28 protein-coding genes are annotated in these 25,846 nt (G+C 34.5%); 14 read left to right on the top strand and 14 right to left on the bottom strand.

From position 1 onward, the window contains the following. Positions 1-90: 90 nt before the first annotated feature. A complete protein-coding gene (locus TY19_RS01290; protein ID WP_193354006.1) occupies positions 91-669 on the bottom strand; it encodes a site-specific integrase in 579 nt (192 codons plus the stop codon). Between the two features lie 63 nt (positions 670-732). Then, positions 733-1,122 carry a hypothetical protein gene (locus TY19_RS18545; protein ID WP_193354005.1) on the bottom strand — a complete coding sequence of 130 codons (390 nt, stop codon included), beginning with the start codon at positions 1,120-1,122 and terminating at the stop codon, positions 733-735. Between the two features lie 996 nt (positions 1,123-2,118). Here TY19_RS18545 and TY19_RS26680 point away from each other — a divergent pair. From TY19_RS26680 to TY19_RS01270, 5 genes are all read left to right on the top strand, one after another. Then, complete coding sequence (locus TY19_RS26680) at positions 2,119-2,373, top strand: hypothetical protein (protein ID WP_079979186.1); 255 nt, start codon at positions 2,119-2,121, stop codon at positions 2,371-2,373. Between the two features lie 230 nt (positions 2,374-2,603). Beyond that, positions 2,604-2,903, top strand: a complete 300-nt coding sequence (locus TY19_RS26675; protein WP_042279335.1) for a transposase — start codon at positions 2,604-2,606, stop codon at positions 2,901-2,903. Positions 2,904-3,223: 320 nt separating this feature from the next. Then, a complete protein-coding gene (locus TY19_RS01280; protein ID WP_042279333.1) occupies positions 3,224-3,766 on the top strand; it encodes a ferritin-like domain-containing protein in 543 nt (180 codons plus the stop codon). A 46-nt stretch (positions 3,767-3,812) separates the two neighbouring features. After that, entirely contained in the window at positions 3,813-4,352 is a 540-nt protein-coding gene (locus tag TY19_RS01275; RefSeq protein WP_042279331.1) for a carboxymuconolactone decarboxylase family protein, read from the top strand. Positions 4,353-4,369: 17 nt separating this feature from the next. Further along, positions 4,370-4,834 carry a Dps family protein gene (locus tag TY19_RS01270; protein WP_042279328.1) on the top strand — a complete coding sequence of 155 codons (465 nt, stop codon included), beginning with the start codon at positions 4,370-4,372 and terminating at the stop codon, positions 4,832-4,834. Positions 4,835-5,409: 575 nt separating this feature from the next. On the opposite strand, the gene TY19_RS01260 is transcribed toward TY19_RS01270, so the two are convergent. Continuing rightward, complete coding sequence (locus tag TY19_RS01260; RefSeq protein ID WP_042279510.1) at positions 5,410-6,351, bottom strand: hypothetical protein; 942 nt, start codon at positions 6,349-6,351, stop codon at positions 5,410-5,412. A gap of 878 nt (positions 6,352-7,229) precedes the next feature. Between TY19_RS01260 and TY19_RS01255 the strand changes: the two genes are divergently transcribed. Further along, a complete protein-coding gene (locus tag TY19_RS01255) occupies positions 7,230-8,141 on the top strand; it encodes an enoyl-[acyl-carrier-protein] reductase (RefSeq protein WP_011175702.1) in 912 nt (303 codons plus the stop codon). 190 nt (positions 8,142-8,331) lie between these two features. Here TY19_RS01255 and TY19_RS01250 read toward each other — a convergent pair whose 3' ends face one another. The 5 genes from TY19_RS01250 to TY19_RS01230 are packed head-to-tail and all read right to left on the bottom strand — an operon-like array spanning position 8,332 to position 13,087. Beyond that, complete coding sequence (locus TY19_RS01250) at positions 8,332-9,204, bottom strand: hypothetical protein (protein ID WP_052354713.1); 873 nt, start codon at positions 9,202-9,204, stop codon at positions 8,332-8,334. A gap of 3 nt (positions 9,205-9,207) precedes the next feature. Then, positions 9,208-10,716, bottom strand: a complete 1,509-nt coding sequence (locus TY19_RS01245; protein ID WP_042279322.1) for a hypothetical protein — start codon at positions 10,714-10,716, stop codon at positions 9,208-9,210. Positions 10,717-10,720: 4 nt separating this feature from the next. Continuing rightward, on the bottom strand, positions 10,721-11,428 hold the full coding sequence (locus TY19_RS01240; RefSeq protein ID WP_042279320.1) for an SDR family NAD(P)-dependent oxidoreductase: 708 nt from the start codon (positions 11,426-11,428) through the stop codon (positions 10,721-10,723). After that, on the bottom strand, positions 11,428-12,216 hold the full coding sequence (gene folB / locus TY19_RS01235; RefSeq protein WP_042279318.1) for a dihydroneopterin aldolase: 789 nt from the start codon (positions 12,214-12,216) through the stop codon (positions 11,428-11,430). Before folB ends, TY19_RS01240 begins: the two co-directional genes overlap by 1 nt. Further along, on the bottom strand, positions 12,209-13,087 hold the full coding sequence (locus TY19_RS01230) for an HAD-IIB family hydrolase (RefSeq protein ID WP_052354712.1): 879 nt from the start codon (positions 13,085-13,087) through the stop codon (positions 12,209-12,211). Before TY19_RS01230 ends, folB begins: the two co-directional genes overlap by 8 nt. A gap of 39 nt (positions 13,088-13,126) precedes the next feature. Between TY19_RS01230 and TY19_RS01225 the strand changes: the two genes are divergently transcribed. The 5 genes from TY19_RS01225 to TY19_RS01210 all read left to right on the top strand — a co-directional run bounded on the left by TY19_RS01225 (position 13,127) and on the right by TY19_RS01210 (position 15,989). Further along, the gene (locus TY19_RS01225; protein ID WP_042279315.1) at positions 13,127-13,684 is read left to right on the top strand and encodes a FliO/MopB family protein; all 558 of its coding nucleotides are present in this window, start codon (positions 13,127-13,129) and stop codon (positions 13,682-13,684) included. A 136-nt stretch (positions 13,685-13,820) separates the two neighbouring features. Beyond that, a complete protein-coding gene (locus TY19_RS16090) occupies positions 13,821-13,985 on the top strand; it encodes a hypothetical protein (RefSeq protein WP_155117172.1) in 165 nt (54 codons plus the stop codon). A 1-nt stretch (position 13,986) separates the two neighbouring features. Next, positions 13,987-14,466, top strand: coding sequence for a YbjN domain-containing protein (locus tag TY19_RS01220; RefSeq protein ID WP_042279313.1), 480 nt, complete (start codon positions 13,987-13,989; stop codon positions 14,464-14,466). A 3-nt stretch (positions 14,467-14,469) separates the two neighbouring features. Continuing rightward, positions 14,470-15,183, top strand: a complete 714-nt coding sequence (locus TY19_RS01215; protein WP_042279310.1) for a putative quorum-sensing-regulated virulence factor — start codon at positions 14,470-14,472, stop codon at positions 15,181-15,183. Next, positions 15,180-15,989: an SDR family oxidoreductase gene (locus tag TY19_RS01210; protein WP_042279308.1), complete on the top strand. Its 810-nt coding sequence runs from the start codon at positions 15,180-15,182 to the stop codon at positions 15,987-15,989. Before TY19_RS01215 ends, TY19_RS01210 begins: the two co-directional genes overlap by 4 nt. Before the next feature lie 26 nt (positions 15,990-16,015). Here TY19_RS01210 and TY19_RS01205 read toward each other — a convergent pair whose 3' ends face one another. Genes TY19_RS01205 through TY19_RS01195 form a run of 3 tightly spaced genes read right to left on the bottom strand, consistent with a single transcriptional unit; the run spans position 16,016 to position 19,947 of the window. Then, a complete protein-coding gene (locus TY19_RS01205; RefSeq protein WP_042279304.1) occupies positions 16,016-17,956 on the bottom strand; it encodes an ABC transporter ATP-binding protein in 1,941 nt (646 codons plus the stop codon). 7 nt (positions 17,957-17,963) lie between these two features. Next, a complete protein-coding gene (locus TY19_RS01200) occupies positions 17,964-18,914 on the bottom strand; it encodes an acetyl-CoA carboxylase carboxyltransferase subunit alpha (RefSeq protein WP_011175714.1) in 951 nt (316 codons plus the stop codon). A gap of 55 nt (positions 18,915-18,969) precedes the next feature. Then, the gene (locus tag TY19_RS01195; protein ID WP_042279302.1) at positions 18,970-19,947 is read right to left on the bottom strand and encodes a L,D-transpeptidase; all 978 of its coding nucleotides are present in this window, start codon (positions 19,945-19,947) and stop codon (positions 18,970-18,972) included. A 164-nt stretch (positions 19,948-20,111) separates the two neighbouring features. Here TY19_RS01195 and TY19_RS16085 point away from each other — a divergent pair, with 164 nt between their 5' ends. Next, the gene (locus tag TY19_RS16085; RefSeq protein WP_158383093.1) at positions 20,112-20,408 is read left to right on the top strand and encodes a hypothetical protein; all 297 of its coding nucleotides are present in this window, start codon (positions 20,112-20,114) and stop codon (positions 20,406-20,408) included. Here the strand turns inward: TY19_RS16085 and TY19_RS01190 are convergent. The 3 genes from TY19_RS01190 to tyrS all read right to left on the bottom strand — a co-directional run bounded on the left by TY19_RS01190 (position 20,398) and on the right by tyrS (position 23,980). Further along, positions 20,398-21,894 (bottom strand): hypothetical protein, encoded by a 1,497-nt coding sequence (locus TY19_RS01190; RefSeq protein WP_042279299.1) that lies wholly within the window; start codon positions 21,892-21,894, stop codon positions 20,398-20,400. The genes TY19_RS16085 and TY19_RS01190 overlap by 11 nt on opposite strands. A 216-nt stretch (positions 21,895-22,110) precedes the next feature. Then, complete coding sequence (locus tag TY19_RS01185; protein ID WP_039359278.1) at positions 22,111-22,446, bottom strand: HU family DNA-binding protein; 336 nt, start codon at positions 22,444-22,446, stop codon at positions 22,111-22,113. Positions 22,447-22,702: 256 nt separating this feature from the next. After that, positions 22,703-23,980, bottom strand: coding sequence for a tyrosine--tRNA ligase (gene tyrS / locus TY19_RS01180; protein ID WP_042279297.1), 1,278 nt, complete (start codon positions 23,978-23,980; stop codon positions 22,703-22,705). Between the two features lie 534 nt (positions 23,981-24,514). On the opposite strand from tyrS, the gene TY19_RS01175 reads away from it, so the two are divergent. After that, positions 24,515-24,907 (top strand): BON domain-containing protein, encoded by a 393-nt coding sequence (locus TY19_RS01175; protein ID WP_039359284.1) that lies wholly within the window; start codon positions 24,515-24,517, stop codon positions 24,905-24,907. A gap of 230 nt (positions 24,908-25,137) precedes the next feature. Beyond that, complete coding sequence (locus TY19_RS01170; RefSeq protein ID WP_226988453.1) at positions 25,138-25,791, top strand: DUF3341 domain-containing protein; 654 nt, start codon at positions 25,138-25,140, stop codon at positions 25,789-25,791. The last annotated feature ends 55 nt before the right edge of the window (positions 25,792-25,846 follow it).

Below are 25,846 nucleotides of genomic sequence, written 5' to 3'. Positions count from 1 at the left end.
AAAATTTCATTAAAGTTTATCGACTCTCAACGAGACGCTTCTCTAAGCGAAATATCCGCTATAAGATTTATTATAGGATGGAAATTAAGCTTATAAACCAATTTTAGTGGCGGCATTTTCCGTCCACATGTTTCCCAATCGAATATACCTTCTAATGGTATCAGAGCTTTTATGGCCTGTTTGCTTCATGATCAGGTGCTCAGGAACACCAAAGATGGCAGCAGTTGTAGCAAATCCAGCTCGTAAGCTATGCCCTGAGAATGAATGTTTCTGATTTTCTAAATGCTTGTTCCGCTTAATAATCAATGCGACGGATTTGGAAGTTAGAGCTTTATCCATGATTTGACCATGCCGATTGATCCGTCGAAATAATGGCCCTTCGCTAATTTTAGAACAATTAAGCCAATCATTTAAGGCCCTGACAGGGCAAGTGAGAATGTTTGATCCATAAGGAATAGCAATGATTCTCCCCTTCCCTTCTTGGTCGGTTTTCGATTTCCTAAGCGTAATTTGCAAGCCTTCTCTGACAAATTTAATGTCATCAATCGTTAAAGAAACTAATTCTGATCTTCGAAATGCGCCTACAAATCCCAGTAACAATAAAGCCTTTTCACGCATTCCTGACAATGAATTTGCTTTACTATTGTCATTATTGATTGATTCGATCATCTTGCGTAAATCATCTATTAAAATCGGGTCTTTACAGATTTGGGGCAGGTCCTAATTTATTTTTTATTCCTTTCCAGACTTCTGTATTTCAGGACAATTTTTGTTGAAAGACTGTTTAGCTAATTTGTGAGCTTGGCTAATGGAGGTAAGCCTACGGCTTAAACTAGAAATTTTGAGAGGTTTTTGTAATTTCCCTTTTTGATTGATCCATGCGTTATTTGCTCGACTAATCAAATAGACGACAATCGTTTGAGGTAAAGCTGGTAATGGCCTTAATTTTTTTTCCTGACACCAAAAAACAAAATCATTCCAATCAGATCGATACGATTTGTTGGTATTAAACGACCTTGCAAAAGCCGCATATTCTTTTGCTGTTTTGACCAAATCAAGATATTCGCCAACTTCGAAATTTTCAATTTTTTGTATTGCTAACTGATTTTCCATATTGACCATATCTACCGACCTAAATTTTGCTAACACTTTGTTTTTTTCATTGTCTATTTTTCTATTTTTTCTAACTACCGATATAATAATGCGTTATCGGAACTTAGGACTATTTTTTAGAGATTGCTAAATGTGTACACTACTCTGATTAATTAAATCGTTATCCTATCACCAAATGTAATTTATATCATTTGGAATATGATGACCTATTTATCAATGCAATTATTTACTATATTTTATAGTCATAAACGTGTTATCTAATAAATAGTTAAAATTATTTAAAAAATATATAGGTTAATGATATGGAAAAAGCAAAAGTAATGAGCTTCGTGAAATTCCGCCAAAACTTGTCAGAATGTGTTAATTTAGCAAAATATAAAGGCGAGAGATTTTTGATTACTCGTAATGGAAAACCGTAGGTGCTTTTGTCCCTGTAGAAGATTTAGAAAAAATTAATGCATTTAATGATGTAACTACTGATACAGCCACTGATGAGATAAGTTCAGAATTTGAATCCTAAATCAACAAAAGGATTTAAGTTATCTCTTAAAAAAACAAATTTATCCGTGAGAGGGTTTAAGGATGCTAGCTAACTTATCTGGTTTGCTGGATAAACATTTAGTTGGAGATCCAAATAACCAACCGCCTTATTATTAAAAACTTAAATCTTATATCTTTTGTGTATTTGAAATTTTAAATTCGTAATTGGCTTAAAGACGCATATTGGTAGAATTGGCGAGCAGGTAATCGAATTTAGTTTCGTATTCTTTTGGGATTGAAATAACATAGAATTCTGGCAAAATTTCTATAAACTTAGGGATTAGCTCCACTTTTATCTATTTTTTTTGATATTTTTTACTTTTATGGAGCTCTCTTCTTTTGTCCTCCTCCTTATTCTTGATAAAATAGCGCCTTATTTAAGAGTATTTTTGGCGTTTACAAGTATAAAATTGTTTGTATAGTGCCTACAAAAACAGCGAGTATCTCTCTTAGAGAAGCGCCTCGATAAAAATTGATCTCATTTATAACCAAATAAGAGATAAGGGAGCAGAAGCAATTGCTTATTATCTTGTTTCCAATACGACTATTAAGTCACTCTACCTTAACAGAACCCACATCAGCGATAAGGGAATGGAAGCTTTTGCTCAGGCTCTTGCTTCCAATACTACTCTTAAAATAATTGATCTCAGTAATAACCAAATAAGCGATGAGGGAGCGAAAAGCAATTGCTCAGGCTCTGGCTTCCAATACTGTTCTTGAAACACTCTATCTCATCAATAACCAAATAGGCGAGAGGGGAAAGAAAGCTCTTTATGGTTTAGGTCTTAGGTATGGTTGTAAAATAAGGCGCTAAAGCATGCAGAAGAAGATACTCATCAAATTGATCCATCAGCAGAACATAGTGCTTATTAGGTTTAATACATCTTGGAAGGCATGATTCAAAAATGCATTATCTGCATTACACTACTCTTTCGAAACATTGAGGGTATATTTCAGTAAAACTGACTAATACTTTAATGCAAAAGGGAATTCAACTTTTCACAAAAGTAAAGAAGAAGATGAAAAATAAATTGATCACGTTAGTGGATAAACTCATGCTAAAAAAGAGGGCTATGATTGAAAGTGTGAACAATCTGTTAAAAAGTAGCTGTCAGATAGAACATCATCGGCTCCGAAATCGATGGAACTTTCTTAGCAATCTGATGGCAGGTCTTGCTAATTATTGCTTGAATCCATTCCAACCTCGACGTTCTTTTCAAATACAGAAATCGAAGCTGCTAAGCTCCTAGAATATTTTTGAGGATTTCTTACGTTAAACTGGCATTATATTAGATTATTTATAAAGAGAATAGCTCTGTATCCATTCCCAAAGCCTTTAGTAGCTTCTTCTATATTTTTAAAATTCATTGCATTTTGCCTATTAAAAATCCTTTTTTCTAAAAAATACAAACTTTATATAAAAAAATTTTAAGCTTTTTAAGGGGATTTTATTGCCTCAATCCCCTCATTCAATTAGTATAGAAATAATAAACATATAAATTATTTAAATAGTTGATTTAATCATTTAAATATTAGGATGATAAACTCCAATGTTGATAAGGAGATAATCATGAGAAATTCTTTATTTGAAGTCTTTACGACTGTATTAAGAGACCTCTTTGATGTTGAAAATCAACTTATCGCCTTATTACCTAAAATGATCAAAGAGTCTCTACATCCTGAATTAAAATCAGCCTTAACAACACATCTTAATGAAACTCAAAATCAAAAGAAAAGGCTTCAGTTTATTTTAGAATCTTTGAATGCAAATACCTCAGAAAGCATTTGTAAATCTATGCGGGAGCTAATAAATGAGGTCGAAGAAATTATCACTCGTTTTCCTACTCCCTCTTCATTAAAAGATGTTTATTTAATTATTCTTTGCCAAAAAATAAAGCACTATGAAATCGCAAGTTATGGCTCCGCACGAGCCCTTGCTAGACATCTAAGTAACTTTTCTACCGAGCAAATCTACTTTGAAGAAATTGCGGATACTTTACAATACTCTTTAGATGAAGAAACTCGCTTTGATGAAACGTTGATTGATCTCGCTGAAGGCGGTTTTTTCAGCCGCGGAATTAATGATGAAGCAGAATTAGAATCTACTCAATAATTGTATTTTTTAAACATGTCCATCTATTTTTAATCAGAGGTATAAAATGACTCGAATCAGCCCTATTACAAAAGAAGAAGCTAATCAAAACATTACCCAAATTTACATTGGTTTAGAAAAAAAAATGGGTCGCGTTCTGAATATTTTCCAAAATATGGGAAATTCTGAAGCAGCCTTAAAAGGGTATTTAGGATTAAGTGAAGCAGCATCGCAGACAAGCTTAAGTCCTAAACTACGAGAACAACTTGCTCTAGTGGTAGGTCAAACAAATGATTGTCAATATTGCTTATCAGCACATACTGTGAGTGCTAAATTAGCCGGTCTACAAGAGAAAGATATTTTAGAATCACGACTAGGGCATTCTCAAGATAAAAAAACAGAAGCCATTTTAACTTTTGCCAAAACTATTGTGGAAAGACGAGCTCAAGTTTCAGATCAAGATATAGAGAAACTAAAATCCGCTGGCATTTCAGATCAAGAAATTGTGGAAATTATTCTAGTTGTTGTTTTGAATATTTTTACTAATTATTTTAATCATATTACAGATCCTCAAATTGATTTTCCTTCTGCTCCAAAAATTAATTAAACAAATAAGGAGTATTTATGACTATTAATCTCAATTTAGATCAAAGTGTCAGACAGCAAATTGCTCAGTTTTTAAGTTTGATATTGTCTGATACCTATGTGTTATATGTAAAAACTCAAAATTTTCATTGGAACCTTATCGATTCTCGTTTTTATGCTTTGCATAATTTTTTAGAAAAGCAATATAAAGAACTTGCTGAAGCGATAGATGAGCTTGCCGAACGCATTCGTATGCTAGGTGAACAGGCACCTGGGAGTTTGAAACAATTTTTAGAAATGACCTCATTAAAAGAATCTGATGGAGATTTGGGTGGAGATGATATGCTCCAAAAGCTTTTAAAAGACCACGAGTCTATTTGCGGTCACTTAAGAGAAAGAATTGATCAATCTTCTGAACTTGGCGATGAAGGAACAGCTGATTTATTAATTCAACGCTTAAGGGCTCATGAAAAAGCTGCTTGGATGCTGCGTAGTCATTTTTAAATTTTATGCGTAATGCCAAATAGCTGAAATGTTAAAAGTGATGGCTGTAGAAAAGTTTAGAGAATCAAACGAATTAGCAATTAAGGGATTTTCCCAACCAATGCTAGATGCTCTAAAGAAGTATAAATTTAAATTGTTTACACAGCAGTCAATCCCTTTAATTGGAAGATTTGTGAGGGGGTTATTAACAGATCAACTTCCTCATGAATTTTCTTTTATAATGGGCAATTTACGTTGAATATATTTGCTGTAAGGCCAATCATATTGTTTTTAAAACCCTAAAAATTCTCTTTTAGCCTATTTGCAGCTACTCTTTTAGTTAGTCTAACAGCTTATAGCCAAGCCTTAGCAGAGTTAAAATCAAAGTAAGCTATCTCCTTGTTAATCCAAATGGAAAAAAGTTATACTTATTTCGAGTTTGATTTGCATAAGTAAAAATTCCCATTAATTAACTTGAAGAAATGAATTTAAAACAAGCAGCAGCCGTTCAAAGAAAAAATTAAGAAATGCATGTTCAACAAAAATTGCTTTGAAAGTAAGGAGATTAATTCGATTTTATTGCTTTGCTTTAAAGGCTATTTGGGTCGAAACTTAGGCTGCATGGTCCAGTAAGCGGGACCAATAATTTCTTTTAGCTGAGCTTCTAAAAAAGAAGCAAGTTCAGGATAATTTTCGCTTAACCAAATTTTAAATTTGTAAGTTTTCGTAAATAATTCCTGATGATAAACAGCAGGATCTTTAATGACTTCATTTTTTACAAACTGTCCAACATCAATATGTATGGGCATTTCATTGACAACACCAGTATTTTGCATGAGAGCATGATCATTATCTGCAAGCCCTCGATGATATTCTGATAAAATCAATTTTAAAAGGTTGACAATTAAAAATTTTGCTTGTTGATCTTGTTTTTGTGATTTAAATTCTAATAATTTATCACAAAGCATAGTAGCTCGACACTGTACGCAAAATTCCATTTGATCAAGCTCTATTTGATGCCTTCTACCAATTTTATCGTAAATAACAAGTTGCTTTTGCAGATTTTCAGTTTTATTGAGATGGACAAAGATAAGTCCAGTTTCTTTTTTTAAATTTTCAAAAGCAACTTTCCAACTTTTGACAAATCCATCCAATTTGTCCCACTTCTTCTTTTCTTTTTCCTTTCGATATTGAATGATTGCAGGAAGCGGAGGTGCATAAAGAAGCCAAGGCTGTAAGCGAAATCTTTGATATTTAAAAAATTTAATGACATATCGTCCATCTTCGCTTAAAAAAACATACGACTGGCATCCTTTACCCAGATAATGATAGGGTTGATCAAAGATCGGTAAAAATTGGATTTGTTCTTCTGCAGGAAAGGATTTTACTTCCCATTGAGGATTAAAAGGAAAATTTGAGGTGATATTTGCTAGAGTGAATCCTCCTGTTAAATAAAAATAACCTCTCCCTAAACCGTAAACAGCCATTACCATTAAAAAAATTAAACTCAAACGAATAAAAAAAACTCTCAAACGCATTTCTCTATCTCTCATGCTTGTGTTGAATAAGTAAAGTAACTATTGTGCCTACCATTTTGAAAATAGCTATTGGCCATTTTTTAAGTTGTTTTTTTCAATAAGCAATAAAATCTTTGATTTTTAAGGGGATAAAACAAAATTTAGCATGTATAATAAGGTTTTATGCTGAAATATGCAAGCAATGAGAAAAATCATTATTTGCTTAAGAAAAAAAATTAATTTTGAATCCTTCAGGCCAGTAACTTCCTCACAGAGACTTCATCAGCATTAATTTTAAGAGATAACCTGCTTTTCTTCATGACATCTAAAAATGATTTCAACAATATTTAAACGATAGCGAATCAACTCGGGTACCCTACCAAATTAAATGCTTAATGCTAGTTTATCTTTAAAAGAAATTTTATAAAAAAAATTTATTTTTTCTCTGAACAATATGTCCAAATTGATGGAATTGACTAGCAATCATATTTAACCAATTTGCCCATATACAAGCATCAGGATAACAAATTTCATTCGTATTTACATAAACTCCAATAAAAATTTTAGGCGACTTATAATTAGTCACTAAATAGCAATAAATTTTTAAACTTTATATTTTTGATATTGAATCAAAGGAAAATCGATTAATGAAAAAATCGAGGTAATTTATCAAGCTGACTTTATCTTTAATAAATATCAAATTACAAAATTTTTATTAAAAATTTAATAGAATCCGAAATTTAAAATTAATTATTAGAAGAGTTTTTTTTATTCGAAACATTAAACAATAAATAATTCGATAAACACCTTTGTAGCTCTAAAAAAAACTTCGACAAACTTATAAGTAAAATCTTACAATGGAGCCCACTTAAAATTTTCTATAATAAGGAGTTTGTCAAATGCAAATCAATTTAAAGGGAAAAAAAGCTTTTATTGCTGGAGTAGGAGATGATCAAGGCTTTGGATGGGCCATTGCTAAAGCCCTTGCCGAAGCAGGAGCAGAAATCATTATCGGAACTTGGACTCCTATTTTGAAGATTTTTACTTCTAGCTTGCAGGCGGGAAAATTTGATGCTTCACGCCGTTTACCTAATGGATCCTTACTTACTTTTGCTAAAATTTATCCCCTAGATGCTTCTTTTGATAAACCCGAAGATGTTCCAGAAGAAATTAGAGAAAACAAAAGATATAAAGGTGTTGGAGGCTATACCATTTCTGAGGTCTGCGAAGCAATTGGAAAGGATTTTGGAAAGATAGATATTTTCGTCCATTCCCTTGCCAACGCACCCGAAGTACAAAAACCTTTATTAGAAACAAGTCGAAAAGGTTATCTAGCAGCTCTCAGCTCTTCCTCTTATTCATTTGTGAGTTTATTGTCTCATCTTGGACCTTATCTCAATTCTCAAGGGTCAGCCTTAACTCTGACTTACCTCGCCTCAGAAAAAATTATTCCAGGCTATGGAGGCGGTATGAGCTCTGCGAAAGCAGCTTTAGAGAGTGATACCAGGACTTTAGCCTGGGAAGCCGGCAGAAAATGGAATATTCGCGTAAATACCATTTCGGCTGGCCCCCTACGAAGTCGTGCAGCTAGAGCAATTGGTTTTATTGATCGTATGATTAATTATTCTCAAGTGAATGCCCCCCTTCAAGAAGAGCTTAAAGCTTGTGAAGTGGCAAATGTTGCGGCTTTTTTAGGATCAGATTTAGCCTGTGCAATTACTGGATCTACAATTTATGTAGATTACGGCCTTCATGCGATGGGAGTAGGAATGGATAGCCCAACTTTAAAAGAAGCAGAACAAGAAGTTTAATTTTTTTAATGAAAAATATGCTTTCAACGAATGAAATTTTTCGAAAGAAAAATTTCATTCGGACTATATGTAATAGAAAGAAATTTAAATAAAATATTTTTAAATCAAAGCATTATTGAAACTAAAAATATTCAAAAATTAAAGGTGAATAATTAATCCGATTAATTGCTATTTTTTGATGATTAAAGTTTTAGTTACGTGATTTATTGTTTAAGTACCAATCTAAAGCATATTCTGCATCACCTTTTTGTACAGCCTTCATTAGTGATTTTTCAAGGATATCAGGTGTTGCAAGTTTGATGACTGAATATTGAGGATCTTCCCAAAGCCGGACCATTTGCCCTCTATACCATACAGAAGGATAAATAGGCATAGCAATTTCTGATTCTAATTTTAAACCGGCTAGTTCACTTATTTTCGAAACAAAATTTGAACATTGCTGTTGCGTCAATGAATAATGGTGATAAGGATAAGCATCGATTTTGATGGCTTGAATAATTGCATTGAATTGTTGTTTAGTTAATGAAATTTTTGCAGCGTAGGTAGGTTTATGCCCTCCTGTTCCTTGTTGAAAATAACCATCGTTTAAAGTTGCCCATAAATATTTAGCAGGATTGGGTTCATAACAAGGATGTTTCCTTTGTTCTAAAGTAGGATTTACATATCCCCAATCATTATAATTCATGATGCCATCAAAATAACGAACATCTGTCATTCCTCTTTCTCCAGAATGTCCTCCTTCAATAACGACTATTCTTCCATTGATATTTCCTTGTAAATAGATCCAAGCATGTCCCAAATCTCCATTTTTAGTGGCATCACGAGGATGCTTGGCCACTGTATGAAAAAATGAACGGGTATCCGTATAATCTAAATGACGTGCATTGACTAAAATAATCAAAAAATAATTCTCTTCCTTCATTGGCACGCGCGTTTTTTTATATTGACGTAAATGGGAGTACAACTCTCTGTAAGCACTAGAAGAGGGGCAACAGCTTGTTAGAGTTAAAAAAATACAGATGATTATCAAAAATAAAAAATAACTTCGAACTTTAAAATCCATAGCTTAACTTTGAGAAAAATGCAAAACTGCCCTCAATGTGGAAGGGCCTGTCCGTCTAATTGTTCGAATAAATAAGATACGGTCGTAAGCTTGGCAATGCTTTTCTTCACTAATTAATTTAAATTGTGAAGGTCGATTTCCTTTTGCTAAATGTCCTAAAAATTGCCCTTTCCCCTCCAAAAGCTCAAATACCATCGTAAAAGCTGGGCGAGATTGACAACTCCATTGGATAGTTTGGCCAAGCTCAAAAGTATTAGATTGCTGATTATTAACTCGAACTTGCCACTCGGCATGATCATTCCAATAAAAACAAATATCCCTAGTTTTGTCCCGATCTTCTTTATCCCCCCCTGCATCATTAAAATGAAATAAAAACTCCAAAGAATGAGAAGATAACATTTTAAATTCTAACTGAGAAAATCTTCCTCCTTGACAAACAAAAGTATGGAGGAAGTTTTGGCCAGTAAAAAAGCAAAATGGAGTAAATGTTTTTTCTCCCATCAAACCAGCAGATACTTTCTTTTCGAGAGCTACCCAAGTGTGTTCATAAGATTTATTTAATAACCATTTTTGACCTTTATAAACTCCATCTAGTTGATAAAAAGAGTCATTTTGGATTAATTTTAAATCTTCTGAAAACGGACTGTGAATTAAAACGGCCTCTAGATGAATTATTTCATGCGATTTAAAGCGAGGCAATGCAAGAGAAAACCAGCATTTCATGATAAGATCATAAAAATAATTTAAAGGTTCATCTTTGTTTTGCCATTCTCTCACATGAGGACCTGTATAACAACACAACTGCGAATTCCATGTTTGTTTGAGATAAGCCCAAAATAATTCCCAGTCTTTAATTTCTTGACCTACCACCATCTGATGAGAAATCAACAGATCAGATAAATAAGCTGTTGCATACCAACTGATAGATGGGCGAGCAAGTTGTTTCCATAAATCAATTCCCTCTTCTTGCCAATCTTGCCGATTCAATAATTTTCCAACAGCCATTAATCCTGCAGCTAATCTTACGGCAATCGAATAAGGGAAAGGATTTTTTTGATGTGCAGTTCTACCATAGTCAATTAAACGAGATAAGGAGTTTTCTAAATCAAATTTCAATTCTTGTCCTAAAACATGTCCGAAATTTTTTAAGATCCAATAAAAGGGAGCTATTAACGAAATTCCAGTTTCACCCTGATGGCAAAGAGGATACTGATGTAAATAAACAGGAAAATTACCTTGAGTTTCCTCCGACACCTGTGATTGAAATGCTAAAATATTTTGTAATAGCTGTTTCGCTTCATGAATATTTTCAATCAATCGCGATCTCAATAAAGCTAAAACAAATAAAACATTTTCATAAATTGGAATTGTTTGATGTGTAGCCGGAATGGGCATCCCATGATAATAATGAAGATAGCCCGTTTGCGAACTTTGATAGAAACGGCCTACCATAATAGCATTTTCAATGAAAAGCTTCATTCGATTAGAAAAATCGTTGTCTTGGTCATACATGTATTTAACTTCCTCCGGCTATTTCAATATTTTGACCTGTGATATAAACGCTATCGGGATGAAGAAGGAAAGTGATGACTCGACTAATTTCTCTACACTCACAAGGCCTATTCATTGGTAATTTATGCTTTTGATGTTGCAAGTCTACGGAAAGATCCGTTTGACCCGGGGAAACCATATTAACTCTCACTCCTTTAGAAGCCAATTCAGCCGACAAAGATTTTGTTAACATCCACAAACATGATTTAGTCATACGATAGGCTGTTGAATAAATTCCAGCAGGGTTTTCGTACAAACCGCTTACCCCTAAATTAATAATTTGACCTTTAGATTCTATCAAAGATGGGATCAATTTTTGGATAAGGATAAATGGAGCGTGTAAATTTATTTGAAAAAGGGCCATCCAATCTGATAAAGGTGTTTGCAATCCAGATCGAACAAAATAATTTCCTACATTATTAATTAAATTTGTTGTTTCTTTAAACTCGAGTAAGTATCGTTTAGTAAAGTCAAGGATAGCTTCGTTACTCGAAAAATCCCCTTGAATTGCAGCAGCTTCCACCCCTATTTCTTGACATTTCTTAACAACATCTTTAGCTTCTTGTTCACTTTTATTATAATGAACAACGACAGAATATCCTTGTTCAGCAAGCGCATAACACAGGTGAGCCCCAAGCCTTTTCGCCCCTCCAGTCACTAATGTCCAAGCCATCAACAACTCCTCTCTTGCTCAATTTCAACTAAAGCGAAATTTGCACTAGAAATTGCGCCGGGTTTTTTAATACGCAAGTGGACCCATTGAACATCAAACTGACTAAACAAGTAATCTAAAATAGCGCAAGAAAGAGTTTCTAATAATTGATAAGAGTCTCTTTTTGCTATCATAGTACAAACATGTGCAAGTTTCGTATAATCTAAAGTATCTTTTATACAATCACTTGTGGAACATTTATTAAAATCTATTTTTGCTTTTACATCGAAATAAAGGGTTTGTTCTTGTGCTTTCTCCTGAGGATAAATCCCGATTTTACAAAAAACTTTATGATTTTTAAATCCAATGAATCCCCAGCGATTGAAGGGCTTTTGTTGTGTCAAATATCTTTCAATGAGAAGTCGACATGCTTTGTGAAGGGGCAATTTAAGTGCTTGTTCAGGTTTTATCCATAAATATTCATAAGCCTCATCATTTAAAAGAACTTTATCTTTAGAAGAGCTAGGATCAAGTTCTGCCACAAAATCATTCATGACAAAATGTCCTTTATCCCAAAATTCTTCTGAAAAAATGCTCTCTTGCACCATTTCGAATTTAATTTTACAGATTTTTAAACCTGTTTCTTCAAATACTTCCCTTTTGAAAGCCTCAAGACGAGTTTCTCCCCACTCTACTTTCCCCCCCGGTAATGAATACAGGTCTTTCCATTTTTTGGACCGCACTAAAAAAATATCTCCATCTGGAGCAAAAATCAATCCTCCAACAGTAACAAAAGGCCTATTAACCATTATTCGTTTTACCTATTTTTGCGAGATAATCGATCGCTTTCGTTAATCCTTCAATAATTCCTTGTTGATGCGCCGGAGGTGCGATTACATGCGCGATTGCTAGCAACGCGTCAGGGGCATCTGACATAGCAACTTTAACCGTTGCTTCTTGAAGTAATGATAAATCATTGAAGTCATTTCCCGCTGCAATTGAGGAATAAAGCGAATGGGATAATTGAGAATAAGTTTTCAGTGCGCTCCCTTTATTTGCTTCAGGATGGGTGACTTGTACAACAAAATATTCTTTGTTAAAAGGATCGCGAATAGTAGGGGCATGTAAACCTAATTTTTTTTCTATATCTTGACTGATTAAAACGGCCTCTTTTTCTTTTGCGAAAAATTTGAGCGAAGCAAATTCTTTAACAGGTAAGTCATTAAAATTTTTGATGATAGACCAATTTTCTTTTAAATGTTCTTTCCGTTCCCAGAGATAATTCAAAACTGATGGAGCAAATTTGTCTGATCGATAGTAGCATAAATCTTTATTTTCTAGTCCCGTGTAAATAATGAAATCTGTGTGATGTTTTGTACAAACAACTTCCATTTCATGAAGCAAATTTTGTGACAAGTATTTGCGTGCAAGAATTTTTTTTGAAGGCATATCCACAATAAGGGCCCCATTTTGTACCGCCAAAGCATAAGGAAAGGATAGCACGTTTAATGATCGTGCTCCCCACTGAAAAGGTCTACCCGTAATAAAGACGAATTGCCAGCCAGTTTGATAAAGATCTTCAAAAAATTGAACAACTTCTGAAGGAATGCTTTCGGTTTCTGCCGTGACAGTTCCATCTATATCTAATGCAAATATTCCTTTTATTTTGCGAAAAAACATAGGAAAAAAACTGTTGAGAATGTAGTGTTATTTTTTAACATGATACCCATTATAGCTATGAAATATTATCTTCTCATCCCTTTCTTTTATTTGCTTATTTTTTCACCTCTTTATCCTGTCCAGGGGCAAGAAACAGCATACGGGGAACAACTCGGTGAAATAGATTCTTCCCCAGAGTCACAAAACCATTTACCACAAAAAAGTATTTCTCTTGAAGAAAACTTGCACGATCCTTTAATAGATCCAGAGTTGACGGAAACAGATCATTTTCAAGCAAAATTTATGAATATGTTATTCATCCTAGGACTATTAATTAGCTTTATGCTCTTGGCTTCTTGGATGCTCAAACGCATGACTAAATCAAAAGTCACTCAAATGAACCAAGCCAGCTCCATTAAGATCCTAGAAACTAGGCACTTAACACCACGATCTACTATTTATTTGATTGAAGTGAAAGGACAGCATCTTTTAATTGGCGAATCTGTAGCCGGGGTTTCCCATCTCGCAACCATCGGATTTTTGGAAGAAGGGGACGACACTAATTACAAGCGCCCTGCGATTCCCCCTTATTTTTCCAATCCGACTAAGCTATCCTGAGATGAAATTTCAGATTTAGAAATTGAAAATTTTTTGAATCTAGCCTATTTTTTATACGCCAACTTAAGTGGCTATTGCGAGAATTTAATGAAACAGTTAAATTACAATCCAATTTTATGTTTAATTGGATGTAAAGATGAAAAAAATTGCGACCGTTTTGAGTTTATGCTCTCTTTTGTTAATTCTTTCTAGCTGCTATCGCATGCCAGGAGAAAATGAATTTTCTGTTGTTCCGACGACCAACAATCCTTCTGTGACCTGCGAAAAACCCAATAGTTTTTTACCTGGGCTAGGAAATTAATATGACAACTCCCATTGAAATGAGCCTCAAGGCTTTATTAACTGCGATGCAGAGAAATCATTACGAAGCTGATATTCAACTCGAAACCGACCAGGTTTATACAATCCTTAAGATTGCAAATAAAGAGTATCCTTTATTTTTGAGAATTTTTGATGAGGGAAACCTACTTCAATTACTTTTGTTTATTCCCTGCCAAATAGCAAAACCAGTTATTTCTGATATGGCTAGACTTCTGCATCTTCTCAATAAAGAGCTTGACGTTCCAGGTTTTGGAATGGACGAAATTGCAGGTGTTATATTTTATAGACTCATGCTCCCAACACCAAACAAAAACATCGACGAGGAACTCTTATTGGCTTTTCTTAAAACAATTGAGCAAGTTTGTAAAATGTTTGCGACACCCATCGAAGCTGTCGGTTTTGGCCAAACAACACTTGATGAAATATTGGAAAAAACACGTGAAATGGAGAATGAAAGCTAATCCATGTCTTTAAGAGCGATTTACTATGATACAGAGACGACAGGCATAAAACCTGAAAAAGATCGGGTAATTGAAATTGCTGCCTATGACCCTGTTCAAAATCGACGGTTTGAGAAATTCGTTCATCCTGGTTTTCCGATTCCTCCAGAATCCACCGCTATTCATCATATTACTGATGAAATGGTTGCAAACGCAGGTTCTTTTGCAGATGTCGGGGCAGAATTTGTCGAATTTTGTGCCGGTGAAGTTGTTTTAATCGCGCATAATAATGACAATTTTGACCTTCATTTTCTACGGCACGAATTTGAGAGGAATCAACTTATTCTTCCAACTCATTGGAAGTTTCTTGATTCTTTAAAATGGGCACGACGGTACCGATCAGATCTCCCTCGGCATACATTACAGTTTTTAAGAGAAATTTATGGAATAACTGCTAACAATGCGCACAGAGCATTAGATGACGTGATTGTTTTAGAAAGAGTTTTTCGCTCAATGGTTGATGATTTAGAAATTCAAGATGTATTTGATTTATTAAATCGCCCAAGAGCTATCCAACATATGCCTTTTGGCAAACACCAAGGGCAGCCCTTAAATAAAATTCCAAAAAATTATATCTCATGGCTAGCAACGACAGGGGCTTTTGATAAACCTGAAAATCAAGAACTGAAAGCAAGTTTTGTAAAGCTTGGTTTACTAGAAATGGCAGAGTCCATGTGAGAATCGGGATTTTAGGATGTGGATATGTTGGTCAAGCTGCCGCAGTTTTCTGGAAAAATCAATCTCATTTTTTAACTGTTACCACACGGCAGATAGAAAAAATCAACTTTCTTCAAACGTTTGCTCATCAAGTCCACCAATTAACAGATGATAACATTCTTCCTTTTCTAGCTAATCAAGACATTTTATTAGTTTCTGTTGCCGCTGCCTCTTCAAGAGATTATCAGAATACTTACTTAGAAACAGCACGGCGCATTATTGAGTTATTACCCCAAACTCCTTCTTTAAAGCAAATAATTTATACTGGAAGTACTTCTGTTTATGGAGATTTTCAAGGAAACTGGGTTGATGAAAACACGTTACTTAACCCTCTTAATGAACAAAGTTATTGCTTGAGCCAAACAGAACAATTTTTTTTGAAGGCTCCTAGCTCTGTTAATGTCACAATATTTAGACTTGGCGAAATCTACGGACCTGGTCGGTGGATTACTGATCGCGTGATTAGAATGCACCAACATTCATTTCCAGGGACGGGAAATCAATTGACTAATGTAATTCATCTCACAGATATTGTCCGAGCATTAGATTTTGCTTTGCAAAATAAATTGCACGGAATTTTTAATCTCTGTAACGATTTTCATATTCCCCGAAAGCTTTTTTATGAGCAATTGCTACAATCAGCCCATCTTCCTTCCATTCAATGGGATGCTAATAAACCAAGTTTACATGGAGGAAACAAAAAAGTTTCTTCCTTAAAATTAAAGAAACTTGGCTTTTCTTTTCTCGAGAATGGCCCAGCTAGATAGCTTACACGGATAATTCAACGAATTCTTTAATGTGTCTGTACTGGCTTTTCACTCCTTTGTGTATACATCACGTCCCACATTTTTCTGAAAGAGGGGCAACAATGCAGCAATTCATCTTTTGTTCCCTCTGCAATCTTTTCTCCATTTTCTAAATAGATGATCTTATCTGCGTCTTCAATTGTCGATAATCGATGCGCAATAATAATTTGTGTTATTTTGCCACGTTGTTGGTTTAAAGCAGATTTGATATGTGCTTCACTTAATGCATCTAAAGCAGAAGTTGCTTCGTCCATAATCAAAATAGGGGCTTTTTTGACAAGAGCTCTGGCAATAGCTAATCGTTGCTGTTGCCCTCCCGATAAATTCTTTCCCGCCTCCGAAAGTTCTGTTTGATAGCCTTCTGACAATTGTTGAATAAATTCATCGGCATGTGCAAGCTTCGCAGCTTCTTGAATATCTAGTGGACTAAAAGGTCTACCAAAAGAAATATTTTCAGCAACAGTATCTAAAAATAAAAAAGGTTTTTGAGGGACAAAGGCCATTTGTTCTCGAAGTGACTTCTGCGTATAGGCAGTTAAGGAGTGACCATCAATTCGTATTTCTCCTTTCTCAATATCATATAGACGAGGTAAAAGCTGCGCAATAGTCGATTTTCCAGAACCTGTCGGGCCTACTAATGCAACAGTCTGCCCTTTTTGAATAGTAAAGCTTACTCCTCTTAGAACCCATTTTGAATCATACCGAAACCAAACTTGGTCAAACTCTATGGTTTCTTCCACATGATTAAGCTCTAACGCTCCATCCTGATTCTTAATCTGCGGTTGTACATGTAAAACCTCTTGCATTCTTTCTGCGGCAGCAATTCCTTTTTGAATGTGAGTATTTTCTTCTGCAAATTTTTTGATAGGTTCATAAAAAACGTAAAGTAAACCACAATAAACAAGAACGTCGGAAACATTTAATTGTAAAATATACAATCCATAAAGAAGCGCCGTCGCTAAAAAAAACATTCCAATTGTGTGAACAATAGGTCTAGAAGAAAGGTCATAACGAGCACTTTTCTGCTCGAGAGCGGCCATTTTTCCATTTTGTTCACGGTATTTTTTCAATGAGAATTCTTCCATAGCAAAGACTTTGACAGTTTGGATTCCTGCTAAAAAATCAATCAAAACAGAACTGAATATTTCTTGATTCTTTTGAATTTGTTTAGAAATTTTCTTTACTTTTTTAGCTAAAAAAATAATCGGAAATACAATGAGAGGAAAACCAAAAAAAATAATGAGCGATAATTGCCAAGAAGTGTAAAAACACAAAGTCAGTGTTGTAAATACTGTAAAAGGAGTTTGTAAATAATTCACTAAACATGCATTCAAAGCTTCGGCAACTAAAGAGGCATCGCCTACGACGCGAGAAGATAAACTTCCAATATGATGTTTTTGATAAAATGTCATGGGAAGAGATTGAATATGTTCAAAATAAGCTTGACGTAAATCTCGGCTGACTCGAATTGCAACAAGTCTTGCGGTAAAGCGTTGACTAAAAAGCGAGAGGGCTTTAAACAAGGCAACTATAACGATAAAAAAAGCTAAGGCTTTCAAACTAGAAGACACAGGAATAAAATAATCTAAACTTTTTATGACTTTTTCAACGAGATTTTGATTCGTTCCTGTATGTTGATTAAGAAAATGGATTGTATCTTGCAGAGTTATAGTATCTCGTTCAGGTCCTTCGATTTCTACCCATCTATCTTGCATTTGATTCCAGCTTACCTCTGTCTGACGTTGTAATTTTCCATCTTTCATAGGGGCAAATAGTTCAAAAAAATCTGGTCCTTTTCTTGTAATGACCCCAAGCGCGATAACTTCTAACTGAGAGGCAATCGTTAAAAAGATCATCGATAAAATTGTTAGGATAATCAGAAAACGGTGTTGCTTTCCCATTAATGCTGTTTTCATTAACAAACGCATAAAACTTTTAACCCTCTAAAAATTCTCCCATTTGACGAAATTTCAAATAACGTTGTTCAAGTAAAATTTGAGAAGGAATTCGTCTAAGGATATGTAACTGTTCAACTAAAAATTGTTTGACATTTTGGTAAGTTATGTGAGGATCATGATGAGCTCCACCAAGGGGTTCTTTAATAATACTATCAATGATTTTAAGATTCAAAAGATCTTCAGCATTCAATTTGAGGGCAGAGGCGGCTTCGACGTTTTTAGAGGCATCCTTCCAAAGAATTGACGCACATCCTTCTGGAGAAATAACGGAATAATAGGCATGTTCTAACATTCCAATGACGTCTCCTATTCCCATTCCAAGGGCCCCTCCCGAACATCCTTCCCCGATGATTGTTATAATGATTGGAGTATTAATACGCATCATTTCACGAAGATTTCGAGCAATCGCCCATCCTTGGCCACGTTCTTCTGCTTCAAGGCCTGGATATGCCCCTGGTGTATCTAAAAGGGAAATAATAGGTAATTGAAATTTCTCAGCCATTTGCATTAAACGTAAAGCTTTACGAAAACCCTCAGGATTTAACATTCCAAAGTTTCGATAAACTCGACTCTCTGTATCAAAACCTTTTTCTTGTCCAATAACAACGCATTTGATCCCTCCAATTTTGGCCAAACCTCCGACAATCGCATGATCTTCTCTGTAACTGCGATCACCAGCCAGTTCTACAAAACTTTCTGAAAGATGGCGAATAAAATCGACAGCATGCGGTCGAGAGGGATGGCGACAAATCATAATTCTTTGCCAAGGGGTCAATTCGGAATAGACATGTTGCTTGAGACTATCTAATTTCTGCTCTAATTTTTGAATTTCAACATCAAAAATTGGATTGTCTTGACTCTGTTTTTTGAGGTGCTCAATCGTTTTGATATACTCATGAATTTGCTTTTCATGGGGTAAAATATCCAACGGAGTACTCCTTCCTTTAAAGGTTCTATCTATTTAATTTTTAATAAATTAGGATTTAATCCAGTATTCCTGGTAAGGTCGCCTCAGAAAAATCTCTAACAATTTCAATTGTTGTTGGCTTAGTCACAATAATTGAAAATAACTCTTCCATATCAGGAGTCGTTAAACGGATGCATCCGTCACTCTGATATTTCCCTACACTATCAATTTGATCCACTGCTAATCCAGATTGATATTCCCAGGGTGTACCATGAATACCGAATCCTTTAGCAGGAGCAGTTGTATGACCAATTTCTTGCTCGAAAGGAATCCACCTAGTGCCAAAAACAGTAATCATTTCCGTTTTCTTTCCTTGATAAATGCCCATGGATTTCGGTTTATAGGTCACAATGCGATCTCCTAAAGAATATTTTCCTAGAGGTGTTAATAAGCCCGAACTACTAGAAGAATCCAATCTTCCTAATCCCACCGGATACGTTTTGATTAAAACAGGTTTTTTTTCATCATCAGCTAAATAATAAAACCACATTTTACAACGAGAGGTATCAACGATGAGGTAAAATTGAATATTTTTATCTTTGCGAAGAACGTTAAAACGCTCTCCTTCTGCCAAATCTTGTTTTAAATAATCAGGTTTACCATTAAGACTTCGAGCAATAAAATGTCTTGAGGTTTCAAAATGAGCAGCATAATCAGATAACCAAGCAGGGCGACCTTTTTGCCAATTGACGCGACTTTTATACGTAATTGTTTCTACAATGGGTAACTTTGAATCTTTAACGAACAATTCTTCAATTCGATTAGCTTCAGGAAGCTCGAACGTTGATAATGAAAAATCGGGAGAACGTGATTGCTGAGCAACTGCCAAAGCAGGGGTAATTACTTGTATATTTTGGTCTAAATCAATTTCAAGAGGAATTTGATTTAACGGTCTTGTAGATACCGGAGTAGAGGAACTCTTAAAAATTGCAGCTATTCCAATCGCTCCAAAAAGAATAATACAGAGAAAGGCAAGCAATTTGGGTAATGTCATGTATTTAACCTTTTTTCGTCAAATGTAGGCTTAAGAACCTATATTTCTCATTCATGTTATGAAGTTAAAATCTTTTTGCCAAAAAAGATAAAACCTCTAAGCAAATAAAAAACTTGAGTATTTATTATCTCTATTATTATTCTTTAACACAATAATAAAACAAAGTGGGTAAATTTAGATTGTACTGCTGGCACTGTGGAACAAAATTACCTGAGTTTTTCCGAGGTAAACTATCTTTTAGAGAAACATGCGATAAGTGTGGTTCTGCTTTACATTGTTGCCAAAATTGTAAGTATTATCAACCAGGTCGCTCTAACAATTGTGCCATACCTAGAACAGAATTCGTTTCAGATCGACAACTCAATAATTTTTGTGATGAATTTGCTATTCAAAATCTCCTACCTACTTCATCGCCTAATCAGCAATCTAAAAACAAGTTTGAGGATCTCTTTAATCCATGAGATTTTCTTTTGAAAATTCAATTTGCCAATGATAGTTTTTTTGATCTGAGTGAAGAATGTAAGCAATCAAAAAATTAGCTCCCCAAAAATCATGTTTCCCCGCTAAAGGAATGACTTGTACCGTTCCTCCAAAAGAAGGAATATTCAGATTCAAAGAGGCTGCTTTACTTTCTAAAGAAATCTGTTGTGCATTTCCCTCATAACGATCAAGTGTCCCTGGTAAAAGTGTTTTTACTCCTTTGATTCGACATTTTTCAGCTTTTGCAAAAAAGCTAAATGCTGTTCCTTCCCAACCATCTAAACCTAAAAAAGTGGTTTTTAAATTTAATCGATCTTGCACCAATTCTTGTGTAACCTCAAGCCAGATTCCTCTAAATAATCCGATTTGAAAGGGAGAAGAAGAAGGTTGATCGACAAGTCTGGTACAACCTTTTAAACTGAATCCTTGTTTTTTTAATTCAATAATAGATTTACGAAGACCATGATCAGACAAATGATTTCCTTCGATTCCAAAACCTAAACACTCGCTTAAGGGTAAATATTGAGGGCCAAAATTAACGATTTCTACATCTTTTAATTTGATGCAGCCGAGACCAGTACGCCCTCCATGCAAAGTACAAACTGTGCATCCATTTGAGGAACGATACCCAACAAGAGATGTCGAAGGATCATAAATATGTTCTGGAAGGGTAAAAAAAGTAGTTTTCTCCGGCAATCTTTTGAAAAAACTTTCGATCAAAATCCATAATGGATGAATTTTTTTCGAGTAATTTCTGTTTTTTAATTGCTTAGATAAAGCTTCTAGAGCACTTATAAATTCATTTTCTTCCGTAATAGCAGCTAGGCAATGAAAAAAAAGGTAATAAAGCAATAAATTTTCTTCCGGATCCCCATTCTGCTCTCTAACAAAAAGTGCTGTAAGAGGTTTATAATTTGCATCTAAAGTATTTAGTTGCCATTTGCCTAAACGAATAAGAGACTTTTTAAGATCATCTCTTTTTGTCAGATAAACTAAGATACTAAGATAAATACCAAATTCTAGATGATGAGGAATATAAGGAAATGCTTGCCAAGAAGAATACTCTTGCAAGTCAATCAAAGCTGCCCCACTTTCAAGCAGACTAATACCGACCTCAGGCACAGACATTTTGGTTAGGGCATGATTGAGAGCAACCAAAATTCTAAAATACTGGGAATCTTGATTCCATGGTTTCTGCTCAAATAAACGGACTTTTGCCGCCAATTCTTTCCCTGAATTGGAAATACAATAGTTAAGAAGAGTGAGTGTGAGTAAATATTTCCAATTTTCTACTGTTTTTTCTGCCGACATTAAGGTCTCATGCCAAGCGCATGTATCAATAAGGTTTTTCAAACAAATAGATTGGTTACTCAGGTATTTATGAATAGCTAATTCCAATTCAGAAGGATTTTCTAAATCTTCAACCCTTGCTTCATAATGAGATTGAAGAGGAAGCTTGTCAATCATGAGTGCCGTACCCCTTAAATCCTGTGAACAAGTCGGGAATGATTCAAATTTCATGTGATCTGGTTAATTAAGCGGATCATGATTCATGTAAACCATGATACATTAGCTATGCATAATTTTAACTTGTTTAAATAAAATTGTGTTATTGAAACTCAAAGTTTCAATTACTCAATTTTTAAACAAATCCTGTTAATGGAGTTTAATCAAGAATATCTACTAGGAACTAATTTCTGCCAGATAACTTTCTTCCATTTCAACTACCTGTCGCATTTTTTTCCCAGGAGTAAACTTAACAGCTTGGCGAGCAGGAATGACAATAGGCACTGCAGCGTTTTTTGGATTACGGCCGATTTTTTGCTTTCTTTCAACAACTTCAAATACCCCAAATTCTCGAAACTCTAGTCGCTCTCCTTGTGATAAGCAATCTGTGATTTTATCGAGAAAAGCTTGAATCACATGACGAACATCATTAGGATGAATCCCTTTGTCCTGGGATATTGAATTAATCAATTTCTTTTTTGTCATTGTGCTCTTCTTTGTACTGGTTGCCATAAGGCCACACTCCTTCATTTTTTTTCACTGTTTGCTTAATTTAAGTTTCTTGATATTTTCTTATCCTTTTGATTTTCAATCAAGTTCTTTTTGCCGTTATTCTCAGCAAAGTATAGGAAAATATCTATATTAGAAACTCATTGAAATATAAAATTTACACTTAATACTTTATCATCATTATTGAACGAGTTATTTTTTTTTATCATTCAATATTGACGACTTCTTTAAATTATTCTTAAACAAAAAACTCGCTTTTTTATTCTTCCATCAGCCGAATGATCATTTTATTTTTTTTACCCGCAGCTAATAATATTAATCGACTAGAGATCAAACATTCAACGCTAATAATATGATTCTCATCTTCAATTTTTTTATTATTGATGTATACACCACCATTTCGCAATAAACGTCTTGCTTCACTTTTGCTCGTTTGTAACTTTGTTTCTGCAAGTAAATCAATTAGTTTTTTATTTAAAACATTTTCTAATTTCATCTCACAACTCGGCATATCAGCTGCAAGTTTTTCCAATATATCAGCATTTAAGCTAGTTTGAGAACCTGGTGCAACACCTTCTGTGACTTTAATTGCTATTTTAAGTCCTTCTTCTCCATGCACTAAACGTGTAATTTCCTCGGCCAATCTTTTTTGAGCTGTTCGCGGAACATAATCTGCTTCTTTCATCATTTGCTCATAATGGCGAATTTCTCCCATATCTAAGAAAGTCAACATACGCATTAAATTAATGACGTCGGCATCCTCTACTCGAATCAAATGTTGATAAAATTCATAAGAAGATAATTTATCTGGAGATAACCAAACAGCTCCTTTTTCCGATTTACCAAATTTCTGTCCATCACTTTTAGTCAGAAGAGGAAATGTAATTCCATAAGCTGGTTTGGCATGCACTTTACGAATTAAATCTGTTCCTGCAGTAATATTTCCCCATTGATCGCTTCCTCCTAACTCGACAGTCACGCCATAATTTTCGAATAAATGTAAAAAGTCATAACCTTGCAAAATCTGGTAGCAAAATTCTGTAAAACTCATTCCTTCTTCAGAATTTAATCGTGTCTTTACACTGTCTTTAGCAAGCATAGGACTCAATCGAAATAATTTACCTACATCACGCAAAAAAGAAATAAAAGTAAAATTTTTAAACCAATCAAGATTATTCAAAATGATTGCCGGGACAGTTGGATGATTAAAATCTAAGATAGCTTCTAGATTTTTACTTATACTTTTTAGATTGTGTTGAATCTTTTTTTCATCTAATAGTTGTCTCTCAGCGTTTTTTCCTGATGGATCGCCAATCATTCCAGTTGCTCCTCCCACAATAGCTACTGGTGTATGACCAAACCTTTGAAACCAAGCAAGACCCATAATAGCAACCAAATTTCCTAAATGTAAGCTATCGGCAGTCGGATCAAATCCACAGTAAACTTTAATAGGTTGATTTGTCAGCTGACGAATTTCTTCGCTTGTCACAGCATCTATAAATCCGCGCTCTCGTAAAACATCAATTACATTTGTCATATTTAAATCCTTGCCTAAGTGTCGAAAGTGCCATATCTAAAGTTCAATAATTAAGGGTTAACGCTTATTTTTCCATGTCTATGACTAAGTTTTGTATCCCTCAGTTTATTATCTCAATGCGCTTTAGTCAAATTGGTTTCGACATTTTTCTAGATATGTCCTTTTCTGTCAATGCTTTGATATCGAAATTCTCACTCCTTTTTTTCATCAAAGTTATTTTCCATTAAAAATATCGCTTTGAAAAACTCTCCTGATGATTATAAAAAATGCCATATGGTAGACTTGATAAATGAATAGAGATTTTTGACTTTTAATTTGAATTAAAAACTTTATTTATTTGATTTTTTTTTTAAATCCTCTATTCTCCGAACTAAGTCCTATTTTGAGCATTTTAATCAAATCTACAATGAAAACTTAAATACTTGGACTAATAGGAGTTTAAATATCTTTAAAAAAATAAAACGTTTCAACTGACGTTAAAGACTTACATTTGTTATTAAATTTGTATATAAACACCGTAAGGAGGATTTTAAAATGAAAAAACATTTATTTGCTTTGACCGCTCTTTCTTTAGCTTTAACAGCCTGTGAAAATACACATCAAACTAATGCTGACAATACTGCTCGTAATGCTCGTGATCGTAATGGTCATACTTTAACACCTATAGACCAATCTGAAACCGAAGCAGATCGCGCTATCACTCAAAAAATCCGCCAAGCTTTAGTTGAAGAAGAAGCCTTATCTACAAACGGGAAAAATGTTAAAATTATCACAATTAATGGCGTTGTTACTTTACGTGGGCCCGTTAATAGTGAAGATGAAAAAAATCAAATTAGTAAAAAAGCTAAGTCTATTAATGGCGTAAAGAATGTTGATAATCAACTTGAAGTTATACGCGAAATACCTGTTAAAGCTGAAAATCGCTAATAAATTTTTATCCAAAGATTGATTTTTTAAGTTAAATCTTTGTATAAAGAATTTGTGTTTTAATGATTTTCAACATCTAGCCTGGTTATCAAACAAGCTAGATGTTGAATAGTTTTGTTAAAGGGTTCTATTTTAATTCATCTTTCCTATTAGTGTGATGAGAGAAAAATTTTAAATTATTTGAATACTTTTCAAGTCATTAATCTCTTCCTCTTCTCATAGGTTATAAGATGAGAATTCCAACAAAAGGAGAATTTATGACTAATCAAGCAGTTTACGGAATTTTGTCTACACGTGCTCAGGCAGAGAAAGCGATTAAAGAAATTGTCGATGCCGGAGTTAGTAAAGCAGACATTTCATTTCTTTCTCCTCAAAATGAAAATTTCCATGAATTCGATAATCTTTCTGGCGTCCGTAATTGGAGAACAGAAGAACGTCTACCAAATTCTTTAGAACAAACAGCTTCTGAGAAAACAAAAGAGTCGACACCAGGCAGCCTAGGTCACGAAAAAAATACTAAAGCACCAGAAGGAGCAACAACTGGAGCTACTGCGGGTGGTATTGCGGGTGGTATCCTTGGACTTTTAGCTGGAATTGGAGCCTTAGCAATTCCGGGAGCTGGGCCATTCATCGCAGCAGGACCTATCATGGCCGCTTTAAGTGGGCTTGGTGCTGGAGGAACAATTGGTGGAATTATTGGCGCTTTAGTTGGTGGTGGTATTCCTGAATATGAAGCTAAACGTTATGAAAACCGTTTAAAATCCGGTGGAATTTTGCTAGCGGTTCGTGCAAATTCAGATGATTTAGTTAAACGCGTTAAAGAAATCATGAAGCAAAACAGTGCTGAAGATATCACCGCTTCTTCAGAAGCTTCTTCTCCATAACAGTAGATAGAACAGTTGTTGCTGAATGTTTTCAGCAACAACTGGAAATCAGAAA

Origin of the sequence: Candidatus Protochlamydia sp. R18 (assembly GCF_000648255.1) — a bacterium.
In the GTDB taxonomy this organism is placed as follows: domain Bacteria; phylum Chlamydiota; class Chlamydiia; order Chlamydiales; family Parachlamydiaceae; genus Protochlamydia; species Protochlamydia amoebophila.
This window is presented reverse-complemented; position numbering and strand designations above follow the sequence as displayed.